Origin of the sequence: Flammeovirga sp. SJP92, assembly GCF_001583495.1 — a bacterium.
Lineage (GTDB): Bacteria > Bacteroidota > Bacteroidia > Cytophagales > Flammeovirgaceae > Flammeovirga.
Genome location: NZ_LQAQ01000093.1, coordinates 196,226 through 214,245, shown reverse-complemented (window position 1 = coordinate 214,245; position 18,020 = coordinate 196,226). Strand labels below are relative to the sequence as shown.

The window sequence follows — 18,020 nt, the reverse complement described above, 5'->3', positions numbered from 1 at the left end:
TATATATTTACAAAGTCCAATTAGTATTTCTAATTGGACTTTTTTAATTTGTGTAAAAAACATTTATTGTATACTTTTTGTATAAATAAGTGGCGTTGAGTTCAACTTATGTTTTGATACTTAAAACGTTATATTATTATTCTATCTGATCATGACTACCTATTCTGATCAATCAATATACTTTTAACTAATGACTTTTTCCTCTTTTATAAAATATATATCTACTTCTTCTCTACTCATTATTCTTATTAATGTGTTGACTATTTCAGTGTATGCTCAAGATGGCCCTTTAAGTACAGGGCAAGTCTATAAGTTGAAAGTAGATAAAAATGGAGTTTACAAAATAGATAAAAGTTTACTTGATGAGCTTGGCATTTCTACTTCAGGTTTAAATACTAATAACATTGCTGTTTTTGGATTTGGTGGCGGTATGTTACCTCAAGAAAATGCTAAAGAAAGACCTGATTCATTAACTGAAGTACCGCTTCTTTTTGTTGGAAATAACTCCAATAGTTTTCAGGATGATGACTTTTTACTTTTTTATGGAGAAGGACCTGACAAAGTATATTATGACTCAGCAAATCAGTTTATAGATTATGAGTTAAACCTATATGATGTTTCAAATTATTATTTTCTTAGAGTAGGAACTCCAAGATCTAAGAATATAGAATTAGAAAGTTCTTCAATCCAAAATCCAGACTCGTTTAATTCATTAATTCAAGTTTACCACCATGAAGTGGAAGAGGTTACTGCCTTGAGTGAACCTTCTGGCCGTTATTGGTTTGGAGAAAATTTATCTAGTTCAACGTCTACTTCTGTAAACTTTCAAGTAAACTCAACTTCAAATACCTTAAGGTTGAAGGCTGGTGTAATGGCCAAATCTAGAGATGAAAGTACTTTTTCGTTTAAAGCAACAGGTGCTGACTTAGGGATGATAAACGTTAGAGGAGCAAGAGATTTTAATAATTACCGCTACGGTAGACAGGGGTATATGGAAAATGAGGTCTTTGCTGAGAAATCTATTAATATTTCTTCGAATTCAATCACTATTGATGTAAGTTTCAGTAAACCTCAAAGTGATTCTGAGGGATATATTGATTATTTAACGCTGAATACTAAAAGCCCATTGTCAAAAGATAAAGACAATCTTATTTATTATGGTATTTTTAGTGAAAATAGTGATGGAGGAGAGTTACCTACTTCTTTGAACTATAACTATGTGTGGGATATTACGAATCCATCAGCAGTGAAAAGCATAACGAAGCAATCTAATAAATACTCATTGAGCAAAAAAGAAAACTATTTTTCAGTGATTCTTTTTGATGAGAATGATATACTTAAACCTGAAGCAGGAGGGATGGTTGCTAATCAGGATTTAAGAAATATTGCGGTCCCAGACTTAATTCTGATAACTTCTTCAGCATATACATCTCAGGCAAATAAATTATCCTCTCATAGAACGTCACATAGCGGAATTGATGTGAAAGTGGTTACAATCGAGTCTGTGTATAATGAATTTTCATCTGGTCGACAAGATGTTTCTGCGATCAGAGATTTTGCACGTCATTTATATCTGCAGAATGGTAAGTTGAAATATATATTGCTTTTTGGGCAATGTTCATATGATTACAAAGGCATAAAATATGAAGGCGGGAGTCAAGTGCCTATTTATGAATCAAGAGATGTATTAATGAGAACAAAGACTTTCTCATCTGATGATTACTTTGGTTTTATGGATGAAGATGAAGGTTTTTGGGGTGAGGATATCGATGGAAAAGTTGATAATTATGATATGGAAATCGGTGTTGGACGTTTACCTGCTGGAACAAATGAAGTCGCTGATATTTTAGTCAATAAAATTATTCATTATGACACCACCACGCTAAATGCTACAGGCTGGAAAAAGAATGTCTTGTTTGTGGCTGATGATGGAGATGATAATACCCATCAAGATGATGCAAATAAATTGGCTGAATATGTTGAAGAAAACCATCCTGATTTTGTATCCCAGCGTCTTTTTATAGATAACCAACCTAAAGTTTCTACTCCATCAGGAGCAAAATCACCTGAAACAAATGACAAATTAACTTCATGGATTGATAATGATGGAGTATTGATTGTGAACTATAGTGGTCACGGTTCGGTGACCCATTGGGCAGAGGAATCCATATTTACACCGGCAATGGTTTCTGAGTTGAACAACACTCACCAGGCACCTTTGTTTTTTACTGCAACATGTGAGTTCGGTCGATACGATAATCCTAATATTACTTCAGGTGCAGAAAGATTATTGTCTAAAGAGGCCGGAGGAAGTATTGCTTTGATGACAACCACTAGACCTGTTTATGCATCAAGTAATTTTAAAATCAATAAAGCATTTTACGAGTCAGTTTTTGTAAAGAATGATGCAGGAAATTATCAATGCTTAGGTGATGTTTTTAAGACTACAAAAAATAACAGTTTGTCAGGCGTCAATAATAGAAACTTTGCACTTTTGAGTGATCCGTCGATGAGCTTGAATATTCCTCAAAAAGAACTATCAATTACTACTTTAAATGATGCACCACTATCAGAAACAGATACCATAAAAGCATTAGATAAAGTAAAAATTCAAGGTAATGTCAATGTAAATGGTTCAATTGATAAAACTTATAATGGAGATGTTCACTTGACTTTATTTGAAAAGTTGACATTATCTGAGACAAGAGGTAATAATGGACCAGAAACTGTATTCAATTACTATGAAAGAAAATATCAACTGTACAGAGGTGTCGTTGATGTTACAAATGGTGAATTTGAATTTGAGTTTGTAGTGCCTAAGGATATTCGATATGCCTATGACAATGCTAAATTTAGTTTGTATGCCATAGACGATGCCAATTCAGAGGCACTTGGTAGTAATGTGGAAGTGACATTGGGAGGAACTTCGGAATCTCCTATTGAAGATACAACTCCACCTGTTATCGATTTGTCAATATATTCTGAAAACAATACAAATGTTGTTTACCCTGATACTTATATTACTACTCAAATATCAGACGATTTTGGTCTAAATATATCAGGTATCGGTGCTGGGCATGACGTGAAATTAATATTGAATGAAGAAGACACAAGCTGGGTATTGAATGAATACTTAATGCCGGTTAAAGGAGAAAAAGCGACTTATTCTTTGGTTTTTCCTCTGAAGAATTTACCTGAAGGTGAAAATACATTGAAACTTGAAGCATGGGATGTGGCGAATAATAGAAGTGAGCAAACAATTTCATTTTATGTAAGCCCTGTTTCAGAAATTAAAGTGTCCAATTTTGTTTTATTTCCCAATCCTGTTCAAAATGATGTTGATATTCGTTTTTCACATAATCTGTTAGGGCAGGATTTAGAGATCCAATCAAATATTATATCAATGAATGGCAATATTGTTGCTACCAATGATTTCATTGTAAATGATTCTGAATCTGAAATTTTACTAACCTATCAAGGCCTAAAATCAAATTATAATCTAATTAGTGGCGTTTATGTTGTACAAATAATTATCAATTGTCCAGCATTAGGAATTAAAACCTACCAAACTGCTAGGATTTTGTTGAAATAAACCTTGACTTCATTTTTTTTAATAAATCTTTAGTATCTTTAAGGGTTGTTAAAATTTGAATGCCTATAGTCTAACTTTTACACTTTTACGCACCTTAGTATTGCTAAGGAAATTTTTTTAAGACTTTTTGATAAGTACATTGGATAATTATGGACAACAATAAATTCAAACCTCTATTCATCATACTGACTTTATTCGGTATCATAGATTCATACGGACAATCACAGATTGTAGGCCAAGGAAGTGATAGCAATCCTATTATTACGGCAGTTCCGTTTTTAACAATTGCACCTGAAGCACGTGGTGCAGCAATGGGTGATATGGGTGCAGCAACTTCTTCGGATGTGAATTCCGCACACTGGAACCCTTCAAAATATGCTTTTATTGAGAACGATTATGGTGCTTCTCTTTCTTATAATCCTTGGTTACAGAAGATTGTTGGTGACATGTCATTAAGCTATCTTGCTGGTTTCTTAAGGCTAAATGACCGACAAACTGTAGGTTTGAGTATGAGATACTTTGATCTGGGAAGTATTGATTTTACTGATGGTCAAGGAAGTATCACGAGAACATTTAATCCTAGAGAATATTCTTTTGATGGTCATTTTGCTATGAAGCTGTCTAACAGATATAGTATGGCTGTTTCTGGTCGCTATATTTATTCAAACCTTGCTGGTTCTATTTCAACAGGAGCACAAGACAGTAAGCCAGGTCACGCTTTTGCCGCTGACATCTCTGGTTATTGGATCAATCCTGATGTTAAATTAGGGTCTTATGATGCCACTTTCGCATGGGGATGGAATATTTCGAATATCGGTACAAAGATGAACTATTCGAATGAGTCTCAAGAAGATTTCTTACCAACAAATTTACGTTTGGGAGCAACTTTAACAACGGAGTTTGATCCATATAACAAACTGACTTTTGGTATTGACGTAAATAAGCTTTTAGTACCAACTCCAGATTCAACTTATGATTATAAATCAGTTGGTGTATTGGAAGGAATGTGGTCAGGATTGACAAAGGCCCCAGGTGGATTTTCAGAAAAAATGAAAGAATTTATGTGGAGTGTTGGTGCTGAATATTGGTATAATGATTTATTTGCAGCTAGAGTAGGTTACTTCTACGAGCATCCTGATAAAGGGGATAGACAATATATGCAGATGGGTCTTGGTATTAGATATCAGGTAGTAAGTTTAGATTTTTCTTACTTATTATCATTCAAGCGAAACAATCCATTAGAAGATACATTAAGATTTACTTTGGCATTCAACTTTGGAGAGTCTAAAATTGGTAGACAAAGATCTAAAGGAAAAAATAGTAAAGGAAGTAGTACAAATACTTTAGATGCAGATGACATTTAGAAGATAATAATCATTATTGAAACTGATTATTATGAATTCATAATATAGTCTGTTAACTTAAAGTGAGATAATTTCAAGGAGATTATCTCACTTTTTTTATTTCATTAAAGATAAGTTATGAACGCATTAGATAGGTCTATACCTCCAAAATCCTATTCAATTAAAGATTTTTCACTACCTAAACCTTCTGAGTTTACATTAGATAATTCGTGTAAAGTGTTTAGTATTCCTAATAGTGCACAACCTATCATACATTTTTCGCTTTATATTAAAGGAGGAAAATTACTTGAAAAAGAAAAAGGAGCGGCTGCGTTGACTGCTAAAATGATGGGGGAAGGAGTCGAAGGGATGGACAGTAAGGCTTTACACCAAAAACTTGAATCATATGGTGCTATTTTAAGCACTTCAAGTGATATAGATTCTTTTACAATTAGCGGTCATTGTATGAAGAGGTATTTTGCAGAGGTTATACAGCTTGTGAAAAAGTACTTGACGGTGTCAACTTTTGCAGAAAAAGACTTTTCTCATATTCTGCAAGTGATGTTGCAACAACAACAACTTAATGAGGAGAAGACTTCTTACCTTTCTACTAAATTATTCAGAGAAAATTTCTATGGAGATCAACATCCATATGGAAAGTCATTGTCATCTGAGGCATTGAAGAACTTTCAGTTAAATGAAGTGAGCCGTTATTATCAAGAGAATATTTTAGGTAATCCTTTTCAGCTTTTCATCACTGGAGATGTTGGTGAGTTAGAAATTAAGGAAATCAACAAGTATCTTGGTTCTATTGCTGTAAGAGAAGATGCAGTATTTACTTACCCTGACTTTGTGAGTAAGATAAGTAGTCCTCAACTGAATATTTATCAGGAAAAAGAAGATGCTGTTCAGACAAGTATAAGAATTGGCTGCCCAACATTTACCTTGCCTAACCCTGATTTAGAAGCTTTCACAATTCTTAATGAGGTACTTGGTGGTTATTTTGGATCTCGACTAATGAAAAATGTGCGTGAAGAGAAAGGTTTAACTTATGGAATACATTCTTCTTTTAGGAACGAAACAAACCAAGGTTACTTCTTAATTGCTACAGACCTTAAGAAAGAATCAAAAGATTTAGCACTTCAAGAAATTTATAAAGAGATCAATATTCTAACAGAAGAAGAGATTTCTGAAGAAGAGTTGGAAACGGTAAAGAATTATATGACAGGTAATTTTGTAATGTCTATTAATTCTAATTTATCGCTTTTGGAAGTGACAAAATCATTATACAAAAAAGGTCTGCCTTTTAATTATTATGATGACTATGTAAGTAGAATACAGGAGATAGAATCACCAACATTGAAGGAAGTAGCTAATAAATATTTTAAGCAAGATATGTTGGAAATCTGTGTAGGATAAAAATAGGTAGTGTAGTAAGCCTTTTTGGCTTACTACATTCCCATTGTTGAAAGTGAAGCTTGTATTATTTCTTTTATAAGTAAAAGACTAAAGTAAAGTTCTTTAATTGAGCTAGTATATCAAAAAAGTCGGGTGCAAATTTAGTTTATAGAAAAAAGTTGAAAGTTTGTTTTTTGCACGTAGTTTAAAAAATGCAGTAATGTTTGCTTTGTAATCTATTAAAGTGGAACGAAAAAACCAATAAAAGTTATATTTCTTACTGAGTCATTTCGTTGATGCAATAGTATTAAAAACAATTTAAAACCACAATTTTTGTTAACAAAAACCTTAAAATTTATTGAATTAATAATATCGAATGTTAAAATTATTATAATTTTTTATGATTTTTATCCAAAAATAAAATTTATATCATTTTTAATACAATAAACCAAAAGAATTGAAAAAGTTTATTTCTCATTTAAAACTTACATTGTACTGTACATGTGTAAATTCCCAATAAATATTAATTAAATCATTCTAATTTCCTGTGAAGGCGTATTACACTATAGTATTGTTAACTTAATCAATCCCAAAAATATGGCATCATTTGATAATTTAGATATGGCTACCTTAGCCGGAAGCTCACAAAAAAATTTCTCTAAATTAGAAGATCAATATACAATTGAACCTGAGTTCAGAAAGAAATTCAATAAAGCAAAATTAATAGGAAACCTTTGTTACCCTGTTGAAGCGATCAATCAGAATTGGCTATATAAAAAGGTTGACAATATTAAAATTGATAAAGATCCCGTTTTTGTATTAGGACATTGGAGGAGTGGTACAACTCACCTTCATAACTTATTGAGTAAAGATCCTCAGTTTGGATTTGTAAATACATTCCAAAGTGTATTCCCTAATGCATTAATGTTTGGTAGAAATATTTTTATTCCTTTAATGAAAATGCTGATGCCTAAAGAAAGGCCGGCAGATGGGTTAAAATTAGATCCAGCGTTTCCGCAAGAAGAGGAGTTTGCATTGGGGAATCTACATGATATGTCTTATTATTATTTCTGGTATTTCCCAAAAGATACTATTAAGATATTTGATAAATTTTTATTAGGTAAAGGACTGTCTGAGGAAGATAAACAACATTGGAGAACTACTTATGAGCGATTTGCTAAATTGGCTTTATGGCAGACAAAAGGCGAGCGTTTTCTTTCTAAGAACCCTCCTCATACAGCAAGAGTAGATGAATTGTTGAAGATCTATCCTAATGCCAAATTCATTTATATTTACAGAAATCCATATGAGGTTTATGGTTCAACTTTCAGATTCTTTAAAGGAGTTTTACCAAGTCAGCAGTTCCAGTCGATTACAGACGAGCAACTGAGTGAAAATATCTTGAAGGTTTTTACTAAAATGTATGATAAATATGAGCAGGATAAATCTTTGATTCCGTCAGAAAATCTTGTAGAGATTAAATATGAAGAGTTTTCAAAAGACAACCTTGGTTATTTAGATAATATCTATAATCAGTTGGATCTTGGAGACTTCAGTAAAGTGAGAGGTACTATGCAAATTTACCTTGACAGTTTAGGTTCACATAAAAAACATAAGTACAATTTCCCTCAAGAGACAATTGATAAAGTAAATGCCAATTGGAGTTATGCTTTTGAAAAATGGAACTACGATATGTTATAAGTACTAAGACAAAAATAAATAACACTAATTCATATTATTTTTTTTGATTACTGCCTTCCAAAAACTTTAAATAGAACCACTATTTATGCGTTTTTTCGCGTTGTACTCACAAAAAATAATTACGAATTAATTATCATTTATTTTCGGCTTAGTACTTAAAAATAAATTAAGTATAAAAAATGGAGTAGACTTAAAGCCTACTCCATTTTTTTATATTCAATAATTACCTGTGTTTAATTATTGCCCTGAGCATCTTGTTGCTCTTGAGGAGTGATCCAGCCACCACCTAAGGCTTTGTACAATTGAATATATGATGCTAAAATATTACTTTGAACCTTTACAAGGTTTAATTCCGCATCGAAAGCTTGTCTTTGTTGCTCAAGGTATTCCAAGTAACTGGTTACACCTCTGTCATATCTTTGTTTAGAAAGGTATTCTGCATTAAGAGCTGCTTTAGTATGCTTTTCTCTTGCTATACGTTCTTCTTCATAAAACTGAATAGAAGCTAAAGCATCCTCAACTTCTCTAAAGGCAACTAGTGCACTTCTTTCATATTCTTGTATAGAAGCTTCAAGTTTTGCCTTTTCAACTTCAACTTGTCTTTTATTTCTTCCCCATTGAAATAATGGTCCAGTTAAACCAGCACCAATATTCCAAGCTTCTGCAGGTCCACTTGTTGCCGTATTTAATGCTTGTGAGGCCAGTCCTCCTGCTCCAGTTATACTGATTGTAGGAAAACGATTAGCGATTGCTGCTCCAACTTGAGCATTTTGAGCTACAATTGCTTGCTCTGCTCTTAAGATATCTGGTCTTCTTTTCAATAAATCAGAAGGAATTCCAGCAGGAATAACAGGGGACTTGATTTGATTTTCTAATGCTAACCCTCCAACAAAACCTTTTGAACTTGTGCCAATCAACACAGATAGTAGGTTTTCTGCTAAAGCAACACCTCTTTTATAAATTGGAACACTACTTTCTGCAATTGCCTGTTGAATTTGTGCCTGATTAAGATCAAGTTCTGGAATAGTACCTTGCTTATAGCGTGCTTCCATAATGATCATTGAGCTGTCTCTTGAGGCTAAAGTTTCTTGAGCAACAACAAGACTAGCTCTATTTTCAAGCAATTGAACATAAGCTGCTGTGACTTCTGAAATGAGACTTATCTGAACAGCTCTAAGACCATAAACAGTTCCTAGGTAATTAGCATTAGCGGCTTCTGAAAGTCTTTTATTTTTACCCCAAAGGTCAATTTCCCAATTTAAAGAAGCTCCTGCGAAATAATTACCATTTGCTCCATCAGGTAGTACAAAACCACCGTAGTTTCCGTAAGTATAATTACCATCATACCCAAATTGAGGACGAGTATTTACTTTCTGGATTCTGTAAAGTTTTTCAGCTTCAATAATTCTTTGCATTGCAACTTTAACATCCTGATTGTTTTCTAATGCAACAACAATCAGACTGTCTAAAACTTTGTCTTGAATTAATGTCCACCAGCCTATAGTATCATTTTCTGTAGAAACAAGAGTATCTACTCCGAAACGATATTCAGAAGGAGCATTGATGTCGGGAGCCTCATAATTCTTACCCATTTTACAGCCCCATAAGGAGAGTAAAACAAGGCAACTGACTAGGAGACGGTTTCTATTTGATATAATTAAATTTTTCATGATTTATGCCTCTCCGTTAGTTTGAATTTCTTTCTCTCTTTTTTCCTCATATTTCGCAATTTTACCTACGAGCACGAATAGCATTGGATATAAGAAAAGACCTAAAATTGTAGCCATTCCCATACCTCCAAGAAGTGCCATTCCCATTACTTTTCTAGCTTCTGCACCTGACCCTGTAGCGATTACAAGTGGAAGTACACCAAGGATAAATGAGAAAGCAGTCATTAGAATAGGTCTGAAACGTAGTTCGGCAGATTTGATAGCCGCATCAAATAATGATAAGCCTTCATCAAATTTCAGTTTTGCGAATTCTACGATCAGAATGGCATTTTTCGCTGCCATGGCAATTAACATTACCAGTGAGATCTGTGCGAAAATATTATTCTCATAACTTTCACTAAAGAATCTGGCAACCCATATCATTAGAAAGGCACCAAATATAGCGAAAGGTGTTCCCAGTAGAATACTGAAAGGCATTGACCATGATTCATACTGAGCTGCAAGAATTAAGAATACGAATAGTAAAGAGAAAGCAAATATGATGAATACTGATCCTGATGCCTTTTTCTCTTGGTAAGACATACCGTTCCACGCATACGTCATGTTGTCAGGAAGTACTTCTTTGGCTACTTCTTCGAGTGCATCCATTGCTTGTCCAGAACTAAATCCAGGAGCAGGAGAGCCTGTTACTTCCACGGATCTAAGAAGGTTAAATCTATTGGTATATTCAGGACCACTTATTTTTTCAACGGTCACAAGTGTTGAAAGTGGAACATTGGAGCCATTTGAAGATTTGACATAAAACATATCTAATTGTTTTTCATCATTTCTGTATTCAGGCTCTGCTTGCACATACGCTCTATAAAGACGACCAAATCTGTTGAAATCATTGATGTAAGAACCTCCAAGGAAGGCGGCAAAAGTAGTATAGACATCATTCAGGTTGACCCCAAGTTTTAGAATTTTATCTCTGTTGATATCAATAAAACGTTGAGGAACACTTGATTCAAATGTGGTGAATGCCATTCCAATTTCTGGCCTTGCATTGGCTGCTCTTATGAACTCATTGGTGTAATTAGCTAAATAGTCAGGAGTGTTACCTCCTTTATCTTGTACCATAATACTGAAACCTGAGCCGTTACCTAAACCAGGGATGGCAGGAGGTCCAAAGGCAAATACTTTTGCTTCGGTAATTTGTGTAGCAAATAAGTAGTTTAGTTTCTGTACTACTTGTTTTGCGGTTAGTTCTCTTTCATCCCAGTTTTTGAGCGTAACGAAGAAGAAAGCAGAATTGGTTGACATACTACTTGATAGAAGAGAGTAACCTGCTACAGTAGTGTTCATCTCTATTTCTTCTACTTGAGAAGCAATTTTCTCAATTTTATAGGCTAAATCATTTGTTCTTTGTAGAGAAGATGCCACTGGTAGTTGGGCGTTGATAAAGATATAACCTTGATCTTCTTCTGGAATAAATCCTACAGGAACTTTTACACCTAGCCAGCCTGCTGCTAATAATGTACCGCCAATGAAAAGGCAGCTCATCAATATTTTACGAGTTGCAATTTTGGTAACGCTAAGATAAGATGTAGTGGAACGATCAAAGACATTATTGAAAACTTTGAAAAATGCTCCTAAAGGTCCGCCAACAGGTTCTTTCTTTCTTAAGATCAATCCACAAAGTGCAGGAGATAATGTCAAGGCATTTAGTGAAGAGAAACAAACAGAAACGGCTACAGTGATAGCAAACTGCTGGTAAAGTCGACCGGTGATACCCGCCATACCCGCTACAGGAATAAATACCGCAACAAGTACTAAAGTAGTGGCAATTACTGGCGCGGTTACCTCACTCATTGCTTTATTAGTTGCATCTTTAGGACTGTATCCTTCTTCTATATAAACTTGTACAGCATCTACTACTACAATGGCGTCATCCACTACAATACCGATGGCGAGTACTAGACCTAATAATGATAATACGTTGATGGTAAAACCTAATAGAGGGAACAGCATAAATGCTGCTACCAAAGAAACAGGGATCGCCATGGTAGGTACTAAGGTTGCTCTCCAGTCTTGGATGAAAACATATACAACAAGTACTACTAATAATAAGGCAATAAATAATGTTTCAATGATTTCATTGATACCTGCTGTAATAGGTTTGGTAGAGTCAAGGGATACTTCGTATGCGATTCCATTAGGGAAATCTTCTTTTAAAGCATCCATCTTCGTGATCATTTCTTCTGCCAATGCCACCGCATTTGAACCTGGAGCTTGATAAACGGCGATTACTGCACAATTAGCTCCATTCAGACGTGTAAATGCAGAATAGGTTTCTACACCAAGTTCAATACGAGCAACATCACTTAAAAGAACTTGACTACCATCTTTGTTGGTTCTTACTACAATATTTCCAAATTCTTCTTCAGATTGAAGACGGTCAGGAAGAAGTACTGTATAAGTAAATTCAGTTCCCTTTGGAGCGGGTTCTGCTCCAAATTTACCACCCGGGACAATGACGTTTTGATTATTGACAGCAGTTGTAATCTCAGGTATTGTCAAATTCAATTTTGCTAATCGATCAGGTTTAACCCAGATACGCATCGAATAATCTGAAGTACCTAATACGGATACACTACCAACACCTTTAGTTCTTGCCAATACATCTTTAATATTGATCAAAGAGTAGTTACCTAAGAAGTTTTGGTCAAACCTACCATCAGGAGAGGTTAGTGTGATTAGCATCAAAATGTTAGGTAATGACTTTTCTGTTTTTACACCTGTTCTTTTTACACCTTCAGGTAGTTTAGGAGTGGCAGTAGCAACACGGTTTTGTGTAAATACTGTACTCATATCAGGGTCAGTACCAATATCAAATGATGTCTGAATTTGTAGAGTACCATCATTGGAGTTGATGGACTTCATATAGATCATATTTTCTACACCATTGATCTCTTGTTCTAATGGAGTAGCAACTGATTGCTCTACGTTTAATGCACTTGCTCCTGTATAAGTTGCACTAATTTTTACAATAGGAGGAGTCAAGTTAGGATACTGTTCAATTGGAAGCCCTGTAATTGAAACAGCACCGACGATGGTCATAATAATGGCAATGACCATGGCGACAATTGGTCGCCTCACAAAAAAGTTTGATTTTATTTGTTCCTTGCTCATTATACTCCTTCGTACTGTGATTCGAATTGAACTACTTTGTATTTAATTGTTGCTCCTTCTTGAACTTTTTGTAGTCCTTCCAAAACAATTTTTTCTCCTTTTTTAAGGCCTGACCTTACAAGGAAGTAATCTTTATAAGCATGTCTTGCTAATTCAATACTTCTTTGTGCTACTTTACCAGTTTCATCTACAACGTAAACTGAGTATCGTCCTTGGAACTCCATAACAGCTCTTTGAGGAACGAGAATTCCATCATGTACGATATCAATCACTGAACGAACCTTAGCAAATTGACCAGGTCTGATCAAACCGTCTACATTTGGGAAAGTAGCCTGGATAAGGATAGCACCTGTGTTTGCATCAACACTTCTATCAATAAAATCAAAATGTCCTTTGTGCTTGTAAACGGTATTATCTGAGAATATTAAATCAAGGTTGTCTTTTGGCTGATCATCGGCTTTTTCATTTCTCTTACCAGATTTTTCTTGAGCTACTGCGTATCTCGCTAATCTTAGATAATCATTTTCATTAATAAAGAAACGAACGTTAACAGAGTCAATTCTGGAAACAGTATTTAATATCACTGGGTTAGGATCTTTCCCAACAAATTCTCCCACTTTAGCTTCTGTTTTACCAATAATTCCGCTGATCGGAGAAGCGATTCTTGTATAGCCTAATTCAATTTGTGCCATTCGAAGGTTTGCTTCAGCAGCAGCAACCATTGATTCAGATGCACCTTTTTCTGCTAAAGCAGCATCTAAGTCAGATTTCGAAACAGCATTCTGCTCAGCAAGTGGCTGAATACGATCTAAATCATTAGAAGCACGAATTAAAGTTACCTTAGCTTCAGCTAATTGCCCTTCTCTCATTGCCACATTGGCAGCATATTGTTTGGGATCAACTTTATAAAGTAATTGCCCCTTTTTGACTTCACTACCTTCCTTAAAATATATTCCTTCCAAATATCCTTCTACTCTGGAACGAATAGGGATATCTTTTGTACCATACACTTGGCCCACAAATTCTTTGGTTAATGGAACATCTTGAATGGTTACTTCGGTAATAGGGATTTCAACCTGTGGTAATTGATTCTGTTGTTGTGTTTCAGAACTTTTGCCACACCCATACAGCAAGTTGATAGTGAATGCAAGGGTCATAATTTTACAAGTTGCATTCAAAAAGTTAAATGTCATTATTTTGAGATATTATGTAGTTAAGTACGTATTTATAATGTTAGAGTAAATCTATTAAAAATTTTGTTAAAAAATAGTAAGTAACACCTTTTACATCTATTAATATATAATGTTACTAATCTATTCAGTTTCCCAGTTGAAACTTCTTTTAATAGCTTTTTTCCATAATTTACGAGACGCCGAACGTTCTTTTTCATTCATATTACTTTCAAAAGACTTGTCCATTTTCCATATTTTATTGATTTCATCAATGTTATTCCAATACCCCACAGCCAATCCTGCAAGGAAAGCGGCTCCCATTGCTGTTGTTTCAAGAATTTTTGGGCGAATCACATCTATATTAGAAATATTACTTTGAATTTGCATTAGTAAATCATTGGCACATGCGCCACCGTCTACTCTTAGTTCTTTCGCTTCTTTTTTTGTGTCGGCCTGCATTGCTTCAATCACATCTTGGGATTGAAACGCAATTGCTTCTAAAGTGGCTCTAACGATATGACCTTTTTGCGTGCCTCTTGTGATACCAACTAAAGTTCCTCTTGCATATTGATCCCAATAAGGTGCTCCAAGTCCAGTCAGTGCCGGAACAAAAACAACGCCTCCATTGTCTTTAACTTCTCTTGCAATTTTTTCACTGTGATGGGCTTTTTTGATAATACCCAATCCATCTCTCAACCATTGAATTGCAGCTCCTGCAACAAAGACACTCCCTTCTAATGCATAGTTGACATCATTTCCAATTTTCCATGCAATGGTAGTGAGGAGTTTATGTTTTGAAATAATAGCTTTTTTACCGGTATTCATCATGATGAAGCATCCTGTTCCATAGGTATTCTTGACCATCCCTGTATTGGTACACATTTGCCCAAAAAGAGCGGCCTGTTGATCTCCCGCAATACCGGCAATAGGAATTTTACTTGCAAAAAGTGTGGTGGCTGTTTGAGCGTAAATTTCACTACTGCTTTTTACTTCAGGCAACATACTCTTTGGAATATTAAAAATACGGAGCAGTTCATCGTCCCACTTTAAAGTATGGATATTGAAGAGCATGGTTCTGCTAGCATTTGTAACATCTGTGACATAAGCTTTTCCTCGTGTGAATTGCCAGATCAGCCAAGTGTCTATGGTGCCAAAACGCAAAAGGCTTTTTTCAGCTTTCTTTCGTGCTCCTTTTACATTTTCAAGAATCCAGTGGATTTTGCTAGCAGAAAAATAAGCATCAATAATAAGCCCGGTTTTATCTTGAATTATCTTTGTATATTCTTTTTTAAGAGAGTCACAAAACTTGGATGTTCTTCGGTCTTGCCAAACAATAGCATTATAAATAGGCTTATTGGTTGAGGCATCCCAAACAACGGTTGTTTCTCTTTGATTTGTAATACCAATACCGGCTATATTCAAGCCATTCAATCCTTCTTTTGCAATACATTCTGCGGCTACAGCGGCTTGAGTTGACCAGATTTCTTTGGGGTCATGCTCAACCCATCCAGGTTTGGGGTAGTATTGTTTGAATTCTTTTTGAGCAGCGTTGACAATCTTGCCTTTTTTATCAAAAAGAATAGCTCTTGAACTTGTAGTACCTTGATCTAAAGAAAGAATATATTGTTTGGTTTTACTCATAGATGATGCAGCTTTTAATCGGTTACATCACCTAAAATAGAAAATTAATTAGATTTTTAAATGAAAACCCATCACCAAAGTGTCATCTGTAGGTTTGTTTTGTGTCTTCAGATCAGGATTCATCCATTGATGTCTTTCTTTTTCAATTTTGTTTTTCTGAGTAGTACAATCCTCATCGGCGTTTTCAATAATCAAATTACGAAGATTTTTTTCAAGGAATTTCTTTTCCTTTGCTCCTCCAAATTGATCAGGGAAACCGTCAGAATATAAATAGAATTTAAGATCCTCAGAAAGAGGAATAGTATGTTTATGGAAAGTATATTGGAATGGAGATAGAGAGTCACACACTGATCGTTTCGTTCCTTTGATATAATGACTTTCTCCATTTTCAATATATAATAAAGGTCTCCTTGCTCCTGAATAAGTCAAGGTCTGACTATTCATATCAATGGTAACAACGGCCATGTCTATACCTACCATATCTTCATTCTGATCAAAGACTTCACTCATTACCTCATCTAACTCCGTTAAAATTTTATCAGGAGACGTGATACCAGCTTGAATGATTTGGTTTAAAGTTTTGACCCCTAAAGTAGCCAGCAAAGCAGCAGGAACTCCATGACCAGCAAAATCCATCATCGAAATAATGATTTTATGATCAACTATGGAGATATTATAAACGTCACCACTTACTTTTTGTGCAGGGCGCAATAGTATAAAGTAATCGTGTATGAAAGAACTTACTTCTTGTGGAATGTTATTTAAAGATTGCTGAATTTTAGAAGCGTATTGTAAACTGTCTGTCAATTCGTCGTGTATATCTTTTATTTCTCTATTCTGCTTTCTAATCCTTTGATGGGCCTTTCTTAATCTTTTATTGTTGATAAGAATATAAATACCAAATGAAGACAAAACAACAATGACCAAGGCAAAAGAGAAGTTCAATTGCTTTTGATGAAGGATTGCGGCTTCTTTTCTCTCTTTTTCTTTCTGAAGCTTGTCAATTTTCAACAGTTGATCTCTATTGTTATATTTTTCATGGATGATTGCTAAATCTCTCTTATTTGCTTCTTCTGTGAAGTCCATTTCTATCTTCTGCAATACTGTTTGGCATTCAAATGCTTTTTGGTATTTTTTCTGCGTAGAATAGATTTGTACTAGAAGTCGATAAACATTTCTTCTCTCTGGAGCAAAATGTTCACCTTGGTTAAAGTAGTCTAGTGTTCTGTTTAGCAGTCTTAATGCTGTTGAATATCTATGGAGATTCATATGAGCTTCTGCTTGAATTCGATTAGCTCTATGCACTCCACTTTCAGAATTTATTTCCTCAAAAATTTCTTTACCTTGTCTGCCAAATTCAATAACATCATTATATCTTTCTTGCAGTAATAATATGTCTGCGATATTGAGGTAAACCTCCCCAATTCTGTATTTTGAATTAAACTTTTCAAAAGTAGCCAATGCTACATAAAACTGATCTAAAGCTTCTTCGTATTCTTTAAGCTCGTGATGTACAGCTCCAAGATTATTAGAAACTAAAGCTAGTCCATATTCATCATTCAGTTCTAGTCTTAAATCTTTAGAGCGGTTAAAAAAACTCTTGGCTAACTCAAGTTCTCTAGTAAGGAGATGTATTTGGCCAATGTTATTATAGGCAATCGCTAAATCTTTTGGTCGGTTCAGCTTATTATTTAGTTCAGCATCTTTGATGTAAAACTGTATGGCATGCGTGTATTTACCTTGAATTTTGTAGATAGCCCCCATATTATTGAGAGCAATAGACTCACTGGTAAAATCACCATACTTTTGACTGTAATCAAGTGCTTTTTGATAGGTTTCAATTGCTTCGCCGTACTGTTTCAATCCTTTTTTATTTCGAGCGACTTCCAGAAGTAAGATCGATAAAAATTCAGCCTGATTATTTTTATTAGCCCAGTAGATACTAGCTTTAGATGAGATAATTCCTTCTTTGTATTTTTGAGTTCTTCGGTATGCTTTGGCTTGGACATGATAAACCATGGCTAATGGTTTGTACATCAACTGGCGTTGGTACTTTTTTATTAGCCTTTCAGAAGTTTGGATACAACTATCAAATTGTCTTTGTTTATAAAGCTGTTCTAATTCGTTTTGGGATACAGTTATTGAATCAGTAATTGCAACTTTACTTTTTGACGTTTTCAAGTTTGTTTGATCACCGCTAGCTGATGCTCCTGTTACTGTGAATAACAAGAGGCTGTTGATTAATAGTAGTAATAAGTTTCCGATAGTATCAGTGTGCTTTGTAATTTAATTTTTATAATTATATTAATATATTTTTGTAAAAAAAAAAGAT

At 34.6% G+C, this 18,020-nt stretch carries 9 protein-coding genes; 4 read left to right on the top strand and 5 right to left on the bottom strand.

The genetic code is table 11. The features are described from left to right. Positions 1-190 precede the first annotated feature (190 nt). The 4 genes from porU (at position 191) to AVL50_RS21545 (ending at position 8,034) form a co-directional block, all read left to right on the top strand. Positions 191-3,592, top strand: coding sequence for a type IX secretion system sortase PorU (porU, locus tag AVL50_RS21560; RefSeq protein ID WP_062618552.1), 3,402 nt, complete (start codon positions 191-193; stop codon positions 3,590-3,592). A gap of 149 nt (positions 3,593-3,741) precedes the next feature. Next, complete coding sequence (porV, locus tag AVL50_RS21555) at positions 3,742-4,956, top strand: type IX secretion system outer membrane channel protein PorV (protein ID WP_062618551.1); 1,215 nt, start codon at positions 3,742-3,744, stop codon at positions 4,954-4,956. Positions 4,957-5,073: 117 nt separating this feature from the next. Beyond that, positions 5,074-6,354: a pitrilysin family protein gene (locus AVL50_RS21550; protein WP_062618550.1), complete on the top strand. Its 1,281-nt coding sequence runs from the start codon at positions 5,074-5,076 to the stop codon at positions 6,352-6,354. A gap of 576 nt (positions 6,355-6,930) precedes the next feature. Continuing rightward, positions 6,931-8,034 (top strand): sulfotransferase, encoded by a 1,104-nt coding sequence (locus tag AVL50_RS21545; protein ID WP_062618549.1) that lies wholly within the window; start codon positions 6,931-6,933, stop codon positions 8,032-8,034. A gap of 233 nt (positions 8,035-8,267) precedes the next feature. On the opposite strand, the gene AVL50_RS21540 is transcribed toward AVL50_RS21545, so the two are convergent. From AVL50_RS21540 to AVL50_RS21520, 5 genes are all read right to left on the bottom strand, one after another. Continuing rightward, positions 8,268-9,704: an efflux transporter outer membrane subunit gene (locus AVL50_RS21540; RefSeq protein WP_082795954.1), complete on the bottom strand. Its 1,437-nt coding sequence runs from the start codon at positions 9,702-9,704 to the stop codon at positions 8,268-8,270. Positions 9,705-9,707: 3 nt separating this feature from the next. Then, positions 9,708-12,875 (bottom strand): efflux RND transporter permease subunit, encoded by a 3,168-nt coding sequence (locus tag AVL50_RS21535; RefSeq protein ID WP_062618547.1) that lies wholly within the window; start codon positions 12,873-12,875, stop codon positions 9,708-9,710. Further along, positions 12,875-14,068 carry an efflux RND transporter periplasmic adaptor subunit gene (locus AVL50_RS21530; RefSeq protein WP_063850832.1) on the bottom strand — a complete coding sequence of 398 codons (1,194 nt, stop codon included), beginning with the start codon at positions 14,066-14,068 and terminating at the stop codon, positions 12,875-12,877. Before AVL50_RS21530 ends, AVL50_RS21535 begins: the two co-directional genes overlap by 1 nt. A gap of 120 nt (positions 14,069-14,188) precedes the next feature. After that, the gene (gene glpK / locus AVL50_RS21525; protein ID WP_062618545.1) at positions 14,189-15,688 is read right to left on the bottom strand and encodes a glycerol kinase GlpK; all 1,500 of its coding nucleotides are present in this window, start codon (positions 15,686-15,688) and stop codon (positions 14,189-14,191) included. Between the two features lie 48 nt (positions 15,689-15,736). Next, complete coding sequence (locus AVL50_RS21520) at positions 15,737-17,917, bottom strand: tetratricopeptide repeat protein (protein ID WP_062618544.1); 2,181 nt, start codon at positions 17,915-17,917, stop codon at positions 15,737-15,739. Positions 17,918-18,020 lie beyond the last annotated feature (103 nt).